The organism is Amycolatopsis sp. Hca4, assembly GCF_013364075.1.
Classification (GTDB): domain Bacteria; phylum Actinomycetota; class Actinomycetes; order Mycobacteriales; family Pseudonocardiaceae; genus Amycolatopsis.
Genome location: NZ_CP054925.1, coordinates 9,053,685 through 9,070,297, shown reverse-complemented (window position 1 = coordinate 9,070,297; position 16,613 = coordinate 9,053,685). Strand labels below are relative to the sequence as shown.

Genomic DNA, 16,613 nt, shown 5'->3' with positions numbered 1-16,613 from the left:
TTTCCGTCCCAGTCCAAGGAGGACATGTGAACGCAACGCAGACCGGGCTACTGGCCGGGCTGATCCTCGGCCTCGCCGCCACCCAGGGGTTCACCGCGTTCCTGGTGACACTGGCCGTCGGCATCATCGGCCTCGTCGCCGGCCGGGTCCTCGACGGCGAACTCGACCTCGGCGAGCTGTTCGGCAAGGGCCGCGACAAGTGAGCCCCGCCCTCGACGTGCCGCGGGAACTGGCCGAACCGGCCGAGCGCGGCACCCTCACCATCGGGCACGCGGTGGTCCGCAAGGTCGCCCAGCACGCGGCCGGCCAGGTGCCCGGTACCGCGCGGGACGGCAAGAAGGGCCCGAAGGCCAAGGTCGGCGGCCACGACAACGACGTCGACCTCGCCCTCGACCTGGCCCTGCGCTACCCGGCGGCGGTCCGCGCGGTCGTCGGCGACGTGCGCGCGAAGGTGACCGAAGAGGTCGAGCTGCTCACCGGCTACCGCGTGCGGACCCTGGCCGTGACGGTGTCGGCGCTGCTGCCGGACGCCGCGCCGAGGGTGCGGTAGCCGTGCGCCCGTTCGTCCGCATCCTCGCCACCCTGCTGGGCCTGGCCTTCGCCGCGGCCGGCGCGCTGCTGGCCCTGGAGGTCGGCTGGCACTGGTGGCGTCCTTCGGCGGCGCCGCTGGTGGTGCCGTGGCCGCGCTGGCAGGCCGAGCTGGCGGCGCTGGGCTGGGACGCCTACGCGGTGCGCGTCGGGGCCGGTGTCGTGGCCGCCGCGGGGCTGGTCCTGGTGGTGTGCGCGCTCGCCGCCGGCAGCCGCGCGGTGCGGCTGACCGACCCGGCCGACGACGTGAGCGTCTCGACGTCACCCCGGTCGCTGGCCCGGCTGGTCGGGCTGACGGTGCGCGCGCAGGACAACGTCGCGGGCGCGTCGGTCACCGCGAGCGCCCGCCGCGTCCGCGTCCGCGCGAAGAGCAGCCTCGAGACCGAAGGCGAGCTGCGGCCGCGCCTGCTCGCCGCGGTGTCGGCGCTGCTGGACGAGCTTCCGCTGGTACGGCGGCCGAAGGTGACGGTCGTCGTCGATTCGCCGAAGGACCGCCGATGAGCAAGTCGATCGCCGCGAAGGCACTGTCCCGGTCGTACACCGGCGAACGCGCGCTGACCTTCCTGGTCGGGCTGCTGGCGCTGACCGGAGGAGCGCTGGCCCTGGTGGTCGGCTTCGGCGGGCTCGGCGAGTTCCGCGGCCGCCGCCCGCTGCTGGACCCGATCGCGGTCGGCTGGCTCGGCAGCCACGCGACACCCGCCCGCATCGCCGCGATCGTGCTCGGCGTGCTGCTGTTCGTCCTCGGGCTGCGGTGGGCGGTGCGGTCGCTGCGCCCGGAACAGCGCCCGGACCTGGACCTCGACCGCACGGAGGGCGCGGAACTGGTGGTCACCGCGACCGCGATCGCCGACGCGGTCCGGACGGACGCGGAGCGGCTCGACGGGGTGAGCCGCGCCAGGGTCCGCGCGGTGGGCTCGCGGACTTCTCCGGCGTTGCGCATCACGTTGTGGCTGCGGGAGGGCACGGACCTCAAGGCGGTCTGGTCGGATCTGGACGCCCGGGTGCTCGAGCAGGCCCGTGCCTCGCTCGGCCTGGATTCGCTGCCCACCGCGGTCCGCGTGGAACTCGACACGAGCCCGGCCGAACGCGTGCGCTGAGCCGCGGTTTTCCGCAGAATGCGGGCATGCCCCTACCGCTGCAGCCGCCGCTGAAGCCGATGCTCGCCAAGCCCGCGAAGGCCATCCCGGACGCCGGGAACCTGCTGTTCGAACCGAAGTGGGACGGCTTCCGCTGCATCGTCTTCCGCGACGGCGACGAGCTCTACCTGCAGTCGCGCGCCGAGAAGCCGCTCAACCGGTACTTCCCGGAGGCGGTCGCGCGGTTGCTGGACATCCTGCCGCCGCGGGTCGTGCTCGACGGCGAGCTCGTCGTCGCGCGGGGCGGGCGGCTCGACTTCGACGCCCTCACCGAACGGATCCACCCCGCGGAAAGCCGGATCACGCTGCTGGCCGGCGAGCAGCCCGCGGAGTTCGTCGCCTTCGACGTGCTCGCCCTCGACGACGACGTCCTGATGGACGAGCCCACTTCCGTGCGCCGCGAACGGCTTGTCGAGCTGGCAGGCGACCGGTTCCCGCTCACCCCGGCCACCACCGACCCGGAGACCGCGCGGCACTGGTTCGAGCTGTTCGAAGGCGCGGGCCTCGACGGCGTCATCGGCAAGCCGCTCGACGAGCCGTACACGCCCGGCAAGCGCGCCATGCTCAAGTACAAGCACGTGCGCACCGCGGACTGCGTGCTCGCCGGGCTGCGCTGGCACGTCGACGGCGGACCCGGCGACCTGGTCGGCTCCTTCCTGCTCGGCCTGCACGACGAAAAGGGCGTGCTGCACCACGTCGGCACCGTCGGGTCGTTCCCCAAAGAACGCCGCCGCGAGCTGGCCGAAGAGCTCGCCCCGCTGATCACCGACGGCGAGGACCACCCGTGGGGCGGCCGGGCCACCGGCGAGGCCCAGCGCATCCCCGGCGGCATCACCCGCTGGCGCGCCACCGAACACGAGTGGGTGCCGCTGCGGCCCGAGCGGGTCGTCGAGGTGGCCTACGAGAACACCGAAGGCGGCATGCCGTCGCGGTTCCGGCACAACGCGCGGTTCGTGCGGTGGCGGCCCGACCGCGAACCCGCGTCGTGCGACTACGGCCAGCTCGACGAACCCGCCCGCTACGACCTCGACGCCGTCTTCCGCGGCCAGGTGGTGCGGACCCGCTAACCCGCGTCCCACACCGGCCGTGCGAAGCTCGGCCTGCCCCCTTGATCGACGTCCGACGTGAGGATCCCGCCCGTGCGCCGCCGCCGTACCCGTCTCCTGGCCGCGCTGCTCGTCCTGACCGCGGCCGCGGGCTGCGCCGCCGGGCCGTCGGTGCGCCCGGCGCTGGTCGAGAACGACGGGAAGACGACCGGCGGCACGCCCGCCCGCACGCCCGGCGTCCCGCTGCCGCCGCTGGGCGAACCGCAGTCGCCGACGCTGAAGTGGGCCGACTGCGACGACGACACCCGCCAGCGCATCGGCACCCCCGGCGTCCCGGACACCCTGCACTTCACCTGCGCCCGCGTCACCGCGCCGCTCGACTCGCCCGGCGAGCCGCGGCGGTCGGTGGTGCGGCTGCTGGCACTGAAGGCGGGCAGCGGGCCGGTGCCGCTGGTCGTGGTCAACGACGTCGACGGCGACCCGGGCACCGTGTACGCCGCGCGGCTGGCCGCCACGCTGCCGCCGGCGTTCCTGGAGAAGTTCTCGCTGATCGGCCTGGACCGCCGCGGCACCGGGCTCTCCGGCGCCGCCCAGTGCATCCCGGCCGACATCCGGCCCGACCTCATCGCCGCCGACCCCGCGCAGGGCGGCCTCGGCGACGTGCTGGACGCCGCGCGCAAGGCCGGCCAGCAGTGCGCGATCGAGCTGGACGACTCGCAGACGGCACTGGACAGCTGGCGCGCCGCGGGCGACCTCGACGAGCTGCGCAAGCAGCTGGGCATGGAACGGCTGAGCGCGCTCGGCCACGGCGACGGCTCGAAGGTGCTGGCCGAGTACGCGGTGCGGTTCCCCGGCCAGGTGGGGCGCGTGGTCCTCGACGGCGTGCCCGACCCGGGTGCCGACACGGCCGCCGTCCTCGACGCGGTCGCCGCCGGCGCCCAGTCCACCTGGGAGGCGTTCACGGCGGACTGCGCGTCGCGGCACTGCGCCCTCGGCGACCCCACGGCGGCGCTGACGGCGCTGGCCGACCAGCTGCGGCGCAGCCCGGCGACGATCGGCGACAACGTCAGTCTCGGCCCCGGCATCGCGATGTTCGCTGTCTACGCGGGACTCTCGCAGCGGGCGCGGTGGCCGGAGCTGGCGGACGCGATCGCCGCGGCGGGCTCGGGGAACACCGGCCCGCTGGCCGCGTTCGCGGCGCCGGTGCTGCACGACTCGCGGGCCCAGCCGTCGCGCATCGACGCGACGATCGCGACCCGCTGCAACGACAGCCAGACCCGGCTCTCGGCCGACCAGCTCGACCAGGTGGTGGCCGGGATGCGCGGCAAGTACCCGCAGTTCGGCGCGGTCGTCGCCCAGCAGCTGGCCTGGTGCGGCCCGTGGCCGGTGCGCACCGAGCCGCTGCCGGCCCCCGGCGCGCAGGGTGTCCCGCCGATCCTGGTCGCGGCCACCGCGACCGACCCGGTCACGCCCCAGGTGGGCAGCACCCGCGCGGCCGACCAGATGCCCTCCGCGGTGACGATCACCTGGCAGGGAGCAGGCCACGGCGCCCTCGGCGTCTCCCCCTGCGTCACGGACGCGGCCCGCGCCTTCCTCGTCGACGGCAAGATCCCCGCCGACGGCACCCTCTGCCCCGCGTGACCCCGCAACTCGCGTGATCAAAGCCGTGACCCGCGTGATCAGAGCCGGATCTCGCGTGATCAGAGCCGTGACTCGCGAGTTACGGCTCCAATCACGCGGGTCACGGGTTCAATCACGCGAGTTGCGGGTGTTGAGGCGGGCGGCCTGGCGGGTGAGGTGGTCGGCTTCGGCGAGGCTGGACGCCTTGGCCGCGGCGTCGGCGTACAGCTTCGCCGCCGTCTCCAGGTCGCCGTCGCGCTCGTGGAGGTAGGCCGACACCGCGGTGTGACGCGGGACCGCGGAGTCCACCTCGGCCAGTGCGGCCAGCCCGGCGCGCGGGCCGTCCGCTTCGCCGACGGCGACCGCGCGGTTGAGCCGCACGACCGGGCTGCCGGTCAGGCGGACGAGCTCGTCGTACCACTCGACGATCTGCACCCAGTCGGTCTCCGCGGCGTCCGGCGCGTCGGCGTGCAGGGCCGCGATGGCCGCCTGGGCCTGGAACTCGCCCAGCCGGTCACGGGACAACGCCCGCTGCAGGACGGCAACCCCCTCGGTGATCAGCGCGGTGTCCCACCGGGACCGGTCCTGCTCGGCCAGCGGGACCAGGCGGCCGCCGTCCGTCGTGCGGGAAGGCCGCCGGGCGTGGTGCAGCAGCATCAGGGCGAGCAGGCCGGCCACCTCCGGGTGGTCGATCGACGCCGCGAGCTGCCGGGTCAGCCGGATCGCTTCGGCGGCGAGGTCGACGTCCCCGGAATAGCCCTCGTTGAAGACCAGGTAGAGGACGCGCAGCACGGTCGCGACGTCGCCGGGCCGGTCGAACCGCACGCCGGACACGGTCCGCTTGGCCCGGCTGATGCGCTGCGCCATGGTCGCTTCGGGCACCAGGTACGCCTGCGCGATCTGCCGGGTGGTCAGCCCGCCGACGGCCCGCAGCGTGAGCGCGACCGCCGACGACGGCGTCAGCGACGGGTGCGCGCACAGGAAGTACAGCTGCAGCGTGTCGTCCACGGCCGTCGCCTGCCCGGGCGGCACCTCGGCGTCCACGACGTCCTCGCGCCTCCGCCGGGCGGCATCCGCCCGGGTCGCGTCGAGGAACTTCCGCCACGCCACGGTGACGAGCCAGCCCTTCGGGTCCCGCGGCGCGTCGCACGGCCAGACGCGCAGTGCTTCGACGAGCGCCTCCTGGACGGCGTCCTCGGCCGCCGCGAACTCGGCGCCGCGGCGGACGAGGACGGCCAGGACGCCCGGCGTGAGGCTGCGGAGCAGGGATTCGTCCACGAGCTCAGCCGATCCGCTCGGCCGGCGCGACGACGATCCCGCGGACGAAGAGCCGTGGCGGAACCATGGTGCCCACCGTCATTCCGTGATGGTGGGCGGCGCGGCCAGGAACGGGCGCAGCTCGAGCCACTCGTGGATCGGCTCCCCGTTCGGGCCGGGCGCCGCCGACAGCTCGGCGGCCAGCTCGAGGGCCCGCTCGTAGCTGTCGACGTCGATCACCGTCCAGCCGGCGATGAGGTCCTTGGTCTCGGGGAACGGGCCGTCGGTCACCGGCGGCCGTCCCTCGCCGTCGTAGCGCACGAAGGTGCCCTCCGGGGCGAGCGCCTGGTGCTCGACGAACTCGCCGGTGGCCACGAGCTTGTCCCCGAAGTCCCGCATGTACTCGACGTGCGCGGCGATCTCCTCCGGCGTCCACTGGTCGATCGTCGTGTCGCAGTTGGCCGGGGCCGGCGCGCCGCGGTAGTGCTTCAGCAGCAGGTACTTGGCCATCGTGGTGCTCCCTCGGGGTCGGACGGCCCATTCTGGCCGCTCTCACCCCGGGGACGGAGCCGGTTCCGGCGTTTCGACATCACCGGAAGAGGTTTTTCGCGGCCGCCCTGATCGGCGGGACGGCCGCGAAAGCCCGGTTACTGGCGGTAGGACTCCACCTCGGACACCGGACGGGCCTCGGCTTCGTCCGGGTTCTCGTGGAACTCCGCCTTCGCGCGCCGCTGGCGCAGCAGGTCCCAGCACTGGTCGAGCTGCTGCTCGACCGCGGTGAGCCGGGTGCGGTCGTCGCCGTCGAGGCCCACGCCGACCGACCGCGAGCGGAGCTCGTGCTCCTCCGCGATCAGCTCGTCGATCCGGCCCAGGATCTCACCGTCGGCCATCTGTTCCTCCTCTTCGCGGGTGCGCTCGTCCAGACGCTACCCCGCACCCGGGAATTCCCGCCGGGCGCGGATCGTTGACCAGGGCATGAGCACCGTTGAGCTGACCGCCGAGAACTTCGACCAGACGGTAACCGACAACGAGTTCGTCCTGATCGACTTCTGGGCGAGCTGGTGCGGGCCGTGCCGCCAGTTCGCGCCGGTCTACGAAAAGGCCTCCGAGAAGCACGAGGACATCGTCTTCGCGAGCGTCGACACGGAAGCGCAGCAGCAGCTCGCCGCGGCTTTCGACGTCCGCTCGATCCCGACGCTGGCCATCATCCGGGACAAGACGCTGATCTACGCCCAGCCCGGCGCGCTGCCCGAAGCCGCCCTCGAGGACCTGATCAAGCAGGCCCGCGAGGTCGACATGGACGAGGTCAAGCGCAAGGCCGCCGAAGCCGAGGCCGAACAGGCCTGACCACCACCACACGGCGAAGGCCGCCCCCGGGAAACCACAGGGGCGGCCTTCGCCGTGTTCGAGACAGCCGTGTTCAGGACCGGGTGGCGAGCCCGCGCAGGAAGAACGCCAGGTTGGCAGGCCGCTCGGCCAGCCGCCGCATGAAGTAGCCGTACCACTCGTCGCCGTAGGGCACGTAGACGCGCATCCGTGCCCCCGAGGCGGCGATCCGCGCTTGCTCCTCCGGCCGGATGCCGTAGAGCATCTGGAACTCGTGGTCGTCGTCGGTCCGGCCGTTCTGCTCGGCCAGCGCGGCGGCGATCTCGATCATCCGCGGGTCGTGCGAGGCCACCATCGGGTAGCCCTGGCCAGCCATCAGGACGCGCAGGCAGCGGACGTAGGACTTGTCCACTTCGGACTTCTCCGGGAACGCCACCGATTCCGGCTCGGCGTAGGCACCTTTGCACAGCCGCACCCGCGAGCCGGGCCCGGACAGCTCCCGGCAGTCCTGCTCGGTGCGCCGCAGGTAGGCCTGCAGCACCGCGCCCACCCACGGGTATTCGCCGCGCAGCTCGCGCAGGATGCCGAGCGTCGAGTCCGTGGTGGTGTGGTCCTCCATGTCGAGCGTGACCGTCGCGCCGACCGCCTCGGCCGCCGCGCAGATCTTGCGCGCGTTCTCCAGGGCGACGTCCTCGCCGTTCGACGGCAGGAACTGCCCCACCGCCGACAGCTTCACCGAGACGTCGGCCCCTTCGGCCAGCCCCTCGGCCGCCAGCGCCGACAGCACGGCTTCGTAGGCCGCCACGGTCGCGGCCGCCTGCGCGGCGTCGGTGGTGTCCTCGCCGAGGTGGTCGAGGGTGATCCGGCGCCCGTCGGCGGCCAGTTCCCTGGCCACGCGCACGGCGTCGGCGGTCTCGGACCCGGCGACGAACCGGCGCACCACGGATCGCGTGGCGGGCACGGCCTCGACGAGCCGCCGGATGCCCTGCGAACGGGCGGCGGCGAGCAGCGGGGCACGCAGCATGACGGTCTCCCTCTCAGCCCTGGTGCGGGTAACGCACGCTGGTCGGCGGCACGAACGTCTCCTTGACCGAGCGCGGGCTCGTCCAGCGGAGCAGGTTGAACACCGAGCCGGCCTTGTCGTTGGTGCCCGAGGCCCGCGCCCCGCCGAACGGCTGCTGGCCGACGACCGCGCCGGTCGGCTTGTCGTTGACGTAGAAGTTGCCCGCGGCGAACTTCAGCGCCTCGGACGCCTTCGCCACGGCCGTGCGGTCGTTGGCGATGACCGCGCCGGTCAGCGCGTACGCGGCGGAGGTGTCGATCAGCTTCAGGACGTCGTCGAAGCCACCGTCCTCGTAGACGAACACCGACAGGATCGGGCCGAAGTACTCGGTCGAGAAGATCTCGTGCTTCGGGTCGTCCGAGACGAGGATCGTCGGCTTCACGAAGTAGCCGACGCTGTCGTCGGCGGTGCCGCCGGTGAGGACCTCGACGGACGCGTCGTTCTTCACGCGGTCGAACAGGCCGGCGTGCTTGGTGAACGCCCGCCGGTCGATGACCGCGCCGCCGAAGTGCGAGAGGTCCGTGACGTCGCCGTAGGACAGCGCCTCGGTCTCGGCCACCAGGCCGTCCTTGAGCTCGTTCCAGACGCTGCGCGGGATGTACGCGCGCGAAGCGGCGGAGCACTTCTGGCCCTGGTACTCGAAGGCGCCGCGGACCAGCGCCGTACGCAGCACGTCGACGTCGGCGGAGGCGTGCGCGAGCACGAAGTCCTTGCCGCCGGTCTCGCCGACCAGCCGCGGGTAGCCGCGGTAGCCGGCGATGTTCGCGCCGACCGTGCCCCACAGGTGCTGGAAGGTCGCGGTCGAGCCGGTGAAGTGGATGCCGGCCAGGTCGCGGTGGGTCAGCGCGACCTCGGAGACGGCCTTGCCGTCGCCCGGCAGCAGGTTGATCACGCCCGGCGGCATGCCGGCCTCTTCGAGCAGCCGCATGGTCAGGTGCGCGGCGAACGACTGCGTCGGCGACGGCTTCCACAGCACGGTGTTGCCCATCAGCGCGGGCGCGGTGGGCAGGTTGCCGGCGATCGCGGTGAAGTTGAACGGCGTGATCGCGTAGACGAAGCCTTCGAGCGGCCGGTGCTCCATCCGGTTCCACACGCCCGGCGAGCTGATCGGCTGCTCGGCGAGGATGCGGCGGCCGAACTCGACGTTGAAGCGCCAGAAGTCGGCCAGCTCGCAGGCGGAGTCGATCTCGGCCTGCGTCGCGGTCTTGGACTGGCCGAGCATGGTGGCCGCGTTCAGCGTGGCGCGCCACTTGCCGGTGAGCAGGTCGGCCGCGCGCAGCAGGATCGCGGCGCGGTCGTCGTAGGACAACGCGCGCCACTCCGGCGCGGCCTTCGCGGCGGCCGCGATGGCGTCGTTCGCGTCCTGCTGCGTCGCGCTGTGGATGGTGCCCAGCACGTGCGCGTGGTTGTGCGGCTGGACGACGTCGATCTTCTCGCCGCCACCGGGGCGCTGCTCGCCGCCGATGGTGACGGTCAGGTCGACCGGTTCCGCCTGGCCCAGCCGCTTGAGCGCACCCTCGAGTTCCGCGCGCTCAGCGCTGCCCGGCGCGTAGGTCAGCACCGGCTCGTTCTTCGGGGCGGGGGTCTGGGTCACGGCGTCCACGGCGGCTCCTCTGCTTCGTCGTTCAGATGCCCCGAACGGTAACTCCGGACACGCTCCGGCGGCTTGTCCGATCGGCTAAAATCGCCCGGGTGAGCTTGGCTGATCGGATAACGCTGCCGTGACGTCGCTGCGCCACGTCCTGGCGACACTGGGCGAGCCGCTCGTCGAGGTCGTCGTGGCTCCGCACGGCCTGGGCGTTCCGGTCTCCGACGTCGTGATCCTCGACCCCGAGGACCCGCTCGAAGCCTCGGCAGGCGACCTGGTGCTGGTGATCGGCGCCCGCGGCCGGGCGGCGGCCGCGGCCATCCGCGCGGCCGGGCGCGGCGGCGCGGCCGCGGTGGCGGTCAAGGGCGCCACGGGTGCCGACGTCGCCGCCGACGCGGGCGTCGCGCTGCTCACGGTCGGCGCGGAGGCGCGCTGGGAGCAGGTGGAGTCGCTGGCGCGCGGGGTCGTCGAAGCGGCCCGCGCGGGCGGCGAAGCGGCCAGCGGCGAGGTGCTCGGCGACCTGTTCGCGCTGGCCCAGACGATCGCGACGCTCACCGGCGGCCTGGTCAGCATCGAGGACACGGCGAACCGCGTGCTCGCGTACTCCCGGGCCGGCGACGAGGTCGACGAGCTGCGGCGGCTGTCCATCCTCGGTCGCGAGGGGCCGGAGCGTTACCTCGCGATGCTCCGCGAATGGGGCGTCTACCAGCGGCTTCGCGCCGGGGAAGGGATCGTCCGGATCGACGAGCGCCCCGAGCTCGGCATCCGGCGGCGCATCGCGGCAGGCATCCACGCCGGCAAGCAGCCGCTCGGCACCATCTGGGTCCAGGAAGGCGCGCAGCCGCTCACCGAACGGGCCGAGACGGCGCTGCTCGGAGCGAGCCGCACGCTGGCCCCGCAGCTGATCCGGGCCCGCACGCTGCCCAGCCCGGAGCTGCGGCTGCGCGAAGACCTCCTGGCCAGCCTGCTGGAAGGCCGGCTGGACGCGGAGTCCGTCGCCGACGACATCGGGGCGGACCCGGCGCGGCCCGCGCAGGTGCTGGCGTTTTCGCTGGAACGGTCGGACAACCGGCAGCTGCGGCGGGCCGAGCTGGTCCACCTGATCGCCGTCCACACCGCGGCCTACCGGCGCAGCGCGCTGGTGAGCGTGATCGGCGGCCGCGTCTACGCGCTGCTGCCGGACCTGCCCGAGCACTCGGACGCGGCGGTGCTGGCGCTGGCCCGCGAGATCACCGCGACGGCCCGCCGTCACCTGGACGTCCCGGTCCGCGCGGCGCTCGGCGGCGTCGTCCCCCGGCTGTCGGAGGCGGCGGCGTCCCGCGGCGACGCCGACCGCGTCCTGGCGGCGATGACCCGCGGGAACTGGGCCGCGGACGTCGCTTCGCTGGCCGACGTCCGCGCCGAGGTGCTGCTCTCGGAGGTGCTGGCCTACCTGAGTTCGCAGCCGCGCATCCGCGACCCGCGGCTGACGGCGCTGGTGGAGCACGACGCGGAACACGGCGGGATCCTCGTGCCGGCCGTGCTGGCCTGGCTGAACGCGTTCGGCGACGTCCGCGCGGCGGCCCGGGTGCTCAACATCCACCCGAACACCGTCCGGTACCGCGTCCGGCGCGCGGCCGAAGTGTCCGGAGTGGACTTCGACGACCCGGCGCAACGGCTTCTAACTGAGCTGCAGCTGCGGCTGTGACCCTGCTAGCTTCGCGCGCGTGGATCTTTTTTCGCGCACGTGGGCGGCGTTGCGCGCCGCGGTCGCGGCCCTTCCCGGCTCCGAGTTCGCGAAGCCGTCCGGCTGCCGGGGGTGGCTGGTCCGGGACCTGGTCTGCCACCTGGTGATCGACGCGCAGGACGTGCTGATCACCCTCGCCACCCCGGCGTCCTCGCCGGTGACGCACGACGCGATCACGTACTGGGCGGTGTCTTCTTCGCTTCCCTCGGGCGAAGACCCGCTGTCGGCGCTGATCGTCCGGCTGGCGGCGGCGTACGAGGACCCGGCGCTGCTGAAGTTCCACCTGGACGACGTGGGATCGGCGGCCGGCCGGGCGGCGGACCTGGCGGACCCGGGCATGCGGGTGTCGACGCAGGAAATGGTCTTGACCGCGGGCGACTACCTGGCGGCGTACGTGCTGGAGTGGACACTGCACCACCTGGACCTGGTGGCGCACGTGCCGTCGGTGGCGGGGCCGCCGTCGGAGGGGCTGGCGCGGACGCGGGCGATGGTGGAGAAGATCGCGGGGGCGCGGTTCCCGGCGTCGATGCCGGACGAGGACGTGCTGCTGGTGGCCACCGGGCGCCGCAACGCCACGGCCGCCGAGCGCGCCGCACTGGGCGACCTGGCCGCGCGGCTGCCGCTGGTGCTCGGGTGAGGCAGGGCGCCCTGCCTCACCCGGCTCACCTCACGCCTTCACCAGGCTGAACCGGCGCCGTTCCACGTCGACGGCTTCGATGCGGACCGGCAGCCGCGTTCCGGCTTCCGGTGCCGCGTCGGTCACCAGCAGGCCGTGGATGCCGTCCGCGACCTCGACGAACGCACCGAACGGCACCACCCGGACCACGACGCCGTCGAGGACGCCGCCCTCGGCGTGGGCCGCGAGGAACTCCTGCCACGGGGTCATGCGATTTCACCTCCCTTCCGCGCACGTCCCGATCAGGGTGTGGGCGAGGAGGCGGCGGCCCGCGGGGCCGCCCGGAGGTCACGGCACAGCCGGGTACCCCGTCTGCTCACGGCTCGAGGCCGACCCGGCAGTCACGCGAAAAATCGTACCACCGGAATGCGCGCCGAAATTCTTTGACGCGATATCGGCGGATCAGGAAATGGGCTGACACAGCCCCGCCAGTTCGGCCAGCGCGGCGAAGGAATCGAACCGCGCGGATTGGTCGTGGGCGGCGGTCGTGGCCAGGATTTCGTCCGCGCCGGTGAGCGCGACGAGCCGGCCCAGCCGGTCGGCCACTTCGGCGGTCGTGCCCGAAATCTGGCTGTCCAGCGTCTCTTCGAGCCGCCGTCGCTCGCGGTCGGTCATCGGTCCCGCGAGGACGTCGCCGGGCGGGTCCAGGGGCGGGAAGACGCCGTGGGAGCGCGAATAGACCGTCGCCCAGGCCTCCGAGACGAGCAGGCGGCGGGCGGCCGCCGCGGAGTCCGCCACCGCGATCGCCGAGGAGACGACGACGTACGGTTCGCGCGCCCACTCGGACGGGCGAAACCCGTCCCGGTACCGCGTCACAGCCTCGGCCAGTGCCGCTTCACCGCGCACCGGCGCGATCACCAGCGGCAGCCCGAGCTCCGCGGCGAGGTCCGCACCGGACCCGGTGGCCAGCAGGAACGGCGGCACGCGCAGGCCTTCGGCGGGGTAGGCGTGCACGCCGGGGTAAGCGTGTTCCCCGGTGAAGAACCCGAGCAGCTCGCGGACCTGCGCGCCGAAGTCGTCGGCGGCCTCTTTGCCGTGCCCCAGCGCCGATCGGACGCCGCCGGTGAAGCCGACGGACCGGCCGAGCCCCATGTCGATCCGGCCGGGGTGAAGCGCTTCCAGTACGCCGAACTGCTCCGCGACGACCAGCGGCCGGTGGTTGGGCAGCATGACACCCCCGGTCCCGACCCGGATCCGGCTGGTCGCCCCGGCGACGGCGGCGGCCAGCACGGTCGGCGCGGAGCCGGCAACGCCGGGCACGCCGTGGTGCTCGGACACCCAGAACCGGTGGTAGCCCAGCCGTTCGATGCCCGCGGCGAAGGCGACGGTGTCCCGCAGCGCCTGCGCGGGCCCGCGATCCCGCCGCACGGGCGAGCGGTCGAGCACGGAGAACCTCACGCCGGGTGCAACGCCCGGCGTCCGGCGGGATTCCCGTCAGGGCCGCCAGCGCTCGCTGTACTCCGGGTGGTCTGCGTAGGGCAGGGCCAGCAGGCGCAGGGTGAGGCACCAGTTGGAGCCGGCCTCGTCGGCGGGCACGTGGCAGGTTTCACACCAGTATTCGCTGCCGTAGAGCGGAAAACCGGGCACCTTCTCCGACACCGTGGTGCGGTGGGCGAGCAGGATCCGCCGGGTCGCCTCGATCTCGTTGATCATCTGGTTGACCACGTCGAGCTCGAGATCGGTGAGCCCCCGGATCTTCTGCTCCACGGCGACCTTCGTCTCGCCGCGGTTCATCGCCTCGCCGGCCTTCGCCTTGTTGACGGCCTGCATGATCAACGCCTGCCGCGCGCCCACGCGCGCCGCGAGGAAAGCGATCAGGTCGTCCACGAACGGCCTCCTTCCTCGAACCCGCTGCCCGATGGTCGCCAGTCAGGGACCGCACGTTACGCCGTCGGAGACCAAGATCGTGACATCGAGTTCGGCCGTGCAACATTTGTAACCGGAAAGGCGACAGCGGGCGCTTGAGTGATCACTCGCTGTTCGGATTGGTTCTTTCGGCGGAGCGGAATTGCGCGGTGGGGCGGGGGTTTTGGTGAGGACCGCCACGGCTGTGGTCGTGGTTACAAGGGGTGGCGGATTCGCAGTGGTTCACACCACTGCGTAACACCGGGCGCCGCCGAGACGTCTGTGGCCAGTACAGAGTCACGGAGGTTGTCATGTCCGTTCCGGCCTCACCCGGCCCGCAGGTGCCGTACTTCCCGCCGCCCGCTCCGCCGCCCCGGCGCCGGAAGTGGCCGTGGGTCGTCGGGGCGCTCGTCGTGGTGCCCGCGCTGGCCGCGGGCATCGTGCTGGCGATCGCGTTCGGCACCGTCGCTGCGAGCCCGTGCCTCGACAAGGCGCAGCACGCCCCCTGCGTCGGCCCCGACGGCACGTGGATCTCCGCCGACGGCGGCGCCCGGCCGCGTGACGCCGCCGCGCCGGCGACCACCAGTCCGTCGATCCCCGCCTTCGCCGTCCCGACGACCACCGAACCGGTGCTCCCCGAGCCGACGGCCAAGGACTACTCGGTCGAACTGGCCGTCCAGTCCAAGCAGTGCTTCGGTTCGGCGGGGTGCAACGTGGTCGTCGAGCCGAAGCTCAGCTTCCTCGGCGCGAGCACCCTGCTCTGGGAGTGCGACATCACCTACAGCATCTCGGGGGACGCGTCCGGCGACCTCATCGAGACCGCCTACGCCCAGGGCGGCACGTCCTACCGCGTCGATCGCACCGTCATGAGCACCAAGAACACCAAGGTCGTCCCGAAGGCGACCGTGACCGCGGTCAGCTGCCGCAAGCCGTGACCCCTATTCCGGCCGGGCCTTGCTCGGCTGGACCCGCTTCGGCTCCCCCGGCATCTTCGGGTAGTCCGGCGGATACGGCAGCTCCCCCAGCCCGTGGTCCCGCAGGTCCCGCTCGTACCACTCCAGCGCCGTCTCGAGGCCGAACGGCGACGCGTCCATCCCCGCGTGCAGGTCTCCGTGCTCCTTCAAGAACGCCGGGATCGTCAGCACGTCGAAGTCGTCCGCGTCCACCTCGTCCAGCAACTCCCACGTCAGCGGGGTCGACACCGTCGCGCGGGGTGTCCCCCGGACCGACCACGCCGACGCCACCGTGCGGTCCCGCGCCGCCTGGTTGTAGTCCAGGAACACCCTCCCGCCGCGCTCCTCCTTCCACCACGCGACCGTCGCCTTGCCGGGGATCCGGCGGGAAACCTCGCGGCCCAGTGCGATCACCGCGTGGCGGACCGCGATGAAGTCCCACTCCGGGCGGATCCTGACCAGCACGTGCACCCCGCGGCCGCCGGAGGTCTTCGGCCAGCCCGTCAGGCCCGCGTCCGCCAGCACCTCGCGGACCACCCTGGCCACCTCGACCGCGTCCGCGAAGCCCGCGCGGTCCGGCGGGTCCACGTCGATGCGGAGCTCGTCCGGGTGGTCGACGTCGGGACGGCGGACCGGCCACGGGTGGAAGTCGAACGTGCCCAGGTTGGCCGCCCACGCGAACACCGCGGGCTCGGTCGGGCACACCTCGGCCGCCTTGCGGCCCGACGGGAACGTGATCTCGGCCGTCTCGATCCACGGAGGTGCGCCCTTGGGCACGCGCTTGGCGTAGAACCACTCGCCCTCGACGCCGTCGACGTAGCGCTTCAACGTCGTCGGGCGCTCGCCGATCGCGCGCAGCAGCGGCTCGGCGACCGTGATGTAGTGCTCCACGACCTGCCGCTTCGTGATGCCGCGCTGGGGGAAGTACACCTTGTCGGGGCTCGAGACGCGGACCGTGCGCCCGCCCACCTCGTACTCGACCGGATCACCGTTCTTGGGCATGCGGCCACGCTAGCCGCCCGGAAGCCCCCCGGTAGGCTCGAACGGGTGTCCGGCCGCACCAAAACGATCGTCGCGCTCGCCGTGCTCGCCGTCTTCGCGGCGGCCGCGGTGCTGCTGCCGATCCCCGGGCCTGCCGAACTGCGGGCCTGGGCCGCCGCCACCGGCCCCGCCACGCCGCTCGTGCTGCTCGTGGCGTACTCGCTGCTCACCGTGGCGCCCATCCCGCGGACCGTGTTCAACCTGGCCGCCGGCCTGCTCGTCGGCACCGCGGCCGGGATCGCCATCGGCCTGGTCGCCACCACCATCGCGGCCGCCCTCTCCTTCGGGCTGGCCCGGCTGCTCGGCCGCGACCTGGTCACCCGGCACCTGCACCGCTCGGCCGTGAAAACGGTCAACGACCGGCTTTCCGGCGGCGGTGTCCTCGCCATCACGTCGCTGCGGCTGATCCCGGTGGTGCCGTTCGCCCCCTTCAGCTACCTCTGCGGGGTGTCCTCGGTGCGGCTCGCCCCCTACCTGGCCGGTACGCTGCTCGGGAGCGTGCCCGGCACGGTCGCCGTGGTCGTCCTCGGCGACGTCCTGACCGGCGACACGCCGCCCGCGCTGCTCGCCTGTTACGGCGTGTTCGCGCTGGCCGGAGCGATCGGCCTGGTCAAGGTGTTCAAGAAGCGGGCACCGGCCGAACCGCAGCCCGCCGGACCGGCTGGCTGACGGGAAGAGCACGCGGCCGACCGCTACACTCGATCGGGTGCGCGAAGCGGTACCGCGCTGAGCAGGGCCACCACCACCG

General features: G+C 73.1%; 20 protein-coding genes. 11 read left to right on the top strand and 9 right to left on the bottom strand.

All coding sequences use genetic code 11. The annotated features are described in order from the left end of the window. Positions 1–26 precede the first annotated feature (26 nt). From HUT10_RS41330 to HUT10_RS41305, 6 genes are all read left to right on the top strand, one after another. Positions 27–203 carry a hypothetical protein gene (locus HUT10_RS41330; protein ID WP_013224542.1) on the top strand — a complete coding sequence of 59 codons (177 nt, stop codon included), beginning with the start codon at positions 27–29 and terminating at the stop codon, positions 201–203. Continuing rightward, positions 200–550 carry an Asp23/Gls24 family envelope stress response protein gene (locus HUT10_RS41325; RefSeq protein ID WP_176176164.1) on the top strand — a complete coding sequence of 117 codons (351 nt, stop codon included), beginning with the start codon at positions 200–202 and terminating at the stop codon, positions 548–550. The genes HUT10_RS41330 and HUT10_RS41325 overlap by 4 nt, the downstream gene beginning before the upstream one ends. 2 nt (positions 551–552) lie before the next feature. Continuing rightward, entirely contained in the window at positions 553–1,089 is a 537-nt protein-coding gene (locus tag HUT10_RS41320; RefSeq protein ID WP_176176163.1) for a DUF6286 domain-containing protein, read from the top strand. Then, entirely contained in the window at positions 1,086–1,685 is a 600-nt protein-coding gene (locus HUT10_RS41315; RefSeq protein WP_176176162.1) for an alkaline shock response membrane anchor protein AmaP, read from the top strand. The genes HUT10_RS41320 and HUT10_RS41315 overlap by 4 nt, the downstream gene beginning before the upstream one ends. A 26-nt stretch (positions 1,686–1,711) precedes the next feature. Beyond that, complete coding sequence (locus HUT10_RS41310) at positions 1,712–2,791, top strand: ATP-dependent DNA ligase (RefSeq protein ID WP_176176161.1); 1,080 nt, start codon at positions 1,712–1,714, stop codon at positions 2,789–2,791. Between the two features lie 72 nt (positions 2,792–2,863). Continuing rightward, positions 2,864–4,411, top strand: coding sequence for an alpha/beta hydrolase (locus tag HUT10_RS41305; RefSeq protein ID WP_176176160.1), 1,548 nt, complete (start codon positions 2,864–2,866; stop codon positions 4,409–4,411). A 108-nt stretch (positions 4,412–4,519) separates the two neighbouring features. Here the strand turns inward: HUT10_RS41305 and HUT10_RS41300 are convergent, their stop codons facing one another. The 3 genes from HUT10_RS41300 to HUT10_RS41290 all read right to left on the bottom strand — a co-directional run bounded on the left by HUT10_RS41300 (position 4,520) and on the right by HUT10_RS41290 (position 6,537). Next, entirely contained in the window at positions 4,520–5,668 is a 1,149-nt protein-coding gene (locus tag HUT10_RS41300) for an RNA polymerase sigma factor (RefSeq protein WP_176176159.1), read from the bottom strand. A gap of 78 nt (positions 5,669–5,746) precedes the next feature. Continuing rightward, positions 5,747–6,157, bottom strand: coding sequence for a YciI family protein (locus tag HUT10_RS41295; protein WP_176176158.1), 411 nt, complete (start codon positions 6,155–6,157; stop codon positions 5,747–5,749). 137 nt (positions 6,158–6,294) lie between these two features. Then, positions 6,295–6,537: a DUF2630 family protein gene (locus HUT10_RS41290; RefSeq protein ID WP_176176157.1), complete on the bottom strand. Its 243-nt coding sequence runs from the start codon at positions 6,535–6,537 to the stop codon at positions 6,295–6,297. 85 nt (positions 6,538–6,622) lie between these two features. Here HUT10_RS41290 and trxA point away from each other — a divergent pair, with 85 nt between their 5' ends. Beyond that, complete coding sequence (trxA, locus tag HUT10_RS41285; RefSeq protein WP_176176156.1) at positions 6,623–6,994, top strand: thioredoxin; 372 nt, start codon at positions 6,623–6,625, stop codon at positions 6,992–6,994. A gap of 73 nt (positions 6,995–7,067) precedes the next feature. Here trxA and HUT10_RS41280 read toward each other — a convergent pair whose 3' ends face one another. Together HUT10_RS41280 and pruA are read right to left on the bottom strand one after the other, a co-directional pair. After that, positions 7,068–7,997, bottom strand: coding sequence for a proline dehydrogenase family protein (locus tag HUT10_RS41280; protein WP_176176155.1), 930 nt, complete (start codon positions 7,995–7,997; stop codon positions 7,068–7,070). A 13-nt stretch (positions 7,998–8,010) separates the two neighbouring features. Further along, on the bottom strand, positions 8,011–9,639 hold the full coding sequence (pruA, locus tag HUT10_RS41275) for an L-glutamate gamma-semialdehyde dehydrogenase (RefSeq protein ID WP_176176154.1): 1,629 nt from the start codon (positions 9,637–9,639) through the stop codon (positions 8,011–8,013). A gap of 118 nt (positions 9,640–9,757) precedes the next feature. Between pruA and HUT10_RS41270 the strand changes: the two genes are divergently transcribed. Next, positions 9,758–11,311: a CdaR family transcriptional regulator gene (locus HUT10_RS41270; protein WP_176176153.1), complete on the top strand. Its 1,554-nt coding sequence runs from the start codon at positions 9,758–9,760 to the stop codon at positions 11,309–11,311. 19 nt (positions 11,312–11,330) lie between these two features. After that, a complete protein-coding gene (locus HUT10_RS41265) occupies positions 11,331–11,987 on the top strand; it encodes a maleylpyruvate isomerase N-terminal domain-containing protein (RefSeq protein WP_176176152.1) in 657 nt (218 codons plus the stop codon). Positions 11,988–12,017: 30 nt separating this feature from the next. Here the strand turns inward: HUT10_RS41265 and HUT10_RS41260 are convergent, their stop codons facing one another. From HUT10_RS41260 to HUT10_RS41250, 3 genes are all read right to left on the bottom strand, one after another. Further along, complete coding sequence (locus HUT10_RS41260) at positions 12,018–12,236, bottom strand: S1 RNA-binding domain-containing protein (protein WP_176176151.1); 219 nt, start codon at positions 12,234–12,236, stop codon at positions 12,018–12,020. Between the two features lie 192 nt (positions 12,237–12,428). Beyond that, a complete protein-coding gene (locus HUT10_RS41255; RefSeq protein WP_254897250.1) occupies positions 12,429–13,424 on the bottom strand; it encodes an LLM class flavin-dependent oxidoreductase in 996 nt (331 codons plus the stop codon). A 36-nt stretch (positions 13,425–13,460) separates the two neighbouring features. Further along, the gene (locus HUT10_RS41250; RefSeq protein ID WP_003068867.1) at positions 13,461–13,853 is read right to left on the bottom strand and encodes a DUF6221 family protein; all 393 of its coding nucleotides are present in this window, start codon (positions 13,851–13,853) and stop codon (positions 13,461–13,463) included. Positions 13,854–14,182: 329 nt separating this feature from the next. Here HUT10_RS41250 and HUT10_RS41245 point away from each other — a divergent pair, with 329 nt between their 5' ends. Next, positions 14,183–14,806, top strand: coding sequence for a hypothetical protein (locus HUT10_RS41245; protein WP_176176150.1), 624 nt, complete (start codon positions 14,183–14,185; stop codon positions 14,804–14,806). Positions 14,807–14,809: 3 nt separating this feature from the next. Here the strand turns inward: HUT10_RS41245 and HUT10_RS41240 are convergent, their stop codons facing one another. Then, positions 14,810–15,826, bottom strand: a complete 1,017-nt coding sequence (locus HUT10_RS41240; RefSeq protein ID WP_176176149.1) for a DNA polymerase domain-containing protein — start codon at positions 15,824–15,826, stop codon at positions 14,810–14,812. Positions 15,827–15,871: 45 nt separating this feature from the next. Here HUT10_RS41240 and HUT10_RS41235 point away from each other — a divergent pair, with 45 nt between their 5' ends. After that, positions 15,872–16,534, top strand: coding sequence for a TVP38/TMEM64 family protein (locus HUT10_RS41235; protein ID WP_176176148.1), 663 nt, complete (start codon positions 15,872–15,874; stop codon positions 16,532–16,534). Positions 16,535–16,613: the final 79 nt, after the last annotated feature.

What these genes read in the sequence shown, in the direction of transcription:
- HUT10_RS41260 (WP_176176151.1), bottom strand. Translation starts at nt 12,236, where the DNA reads ATGACCCCGTGGCAGGAGTTCCTCGCGGCCCACGCCGAGGGCGGCGTC.
- HUT10_RS41295 (WP_176176158.1), bottom strand. Translation starts at nt 6,157, where the DNA reads ATGGCCAAGTACCTGCTGCTGAAGCACTACCGCGGCGCGCCGGCCCCG.
- HUT10_RS41280 (WP_176176155.1), bottom strand. Translation starts at nt 7,997, where the DNA reads ATGCTGCGTGCCCCGCTGCTCGCCGCCGCCCGTTCGCAGGGCATCCGG.
- HUT10_RS41310 (WP_176176161.1), top strand. Translation starts at nt 1,712, where the DNA reads ATGCCCCTACCGCTGCAGCCGCCGCTGAAGCCGATGCTCGCCAAGCCC.
- HUT10_RS41290 (WP_176176157.1), bottom strand. Translation starts at nt 6,537, where the DNA reads ATGGCCGACGGTGAGATCCTGGGCCGGATCGACGAGCTGATCGCGGAG.
- trxA (WP_176176156.1), top strand. Translation starts at nt 6,623, where the DNA reads ATGAGCACCGTTGAGCTGACCGCCGAGAACTTCGACCAGACGGTAACC.
- HUT10_RS41245 (WP_176176150.1), top strand. Translation starts at nt 14,183, where the DNA reads ATGTCCGTTCCGGCCTCACCCGGCCCGCAGGTGCCGTACTTCCCGCCG.
- HUT10_RS41240 (WP_176176149.1), bottom strand. Translation starts at nt 15,826, where the DNA reads ATGCCCAAGAACGGTGATCCGGTCGAGTACGAGGTGGGCGGGCGCACG.
- HUT10_RS41315 (WP_176176162.1), top strand. Translation starts at nt 1,086, where the DNA reads ATGAGCAAGTCGATCGCCGCGAAGGCACTGTCCCGGTCGTACACCGGC.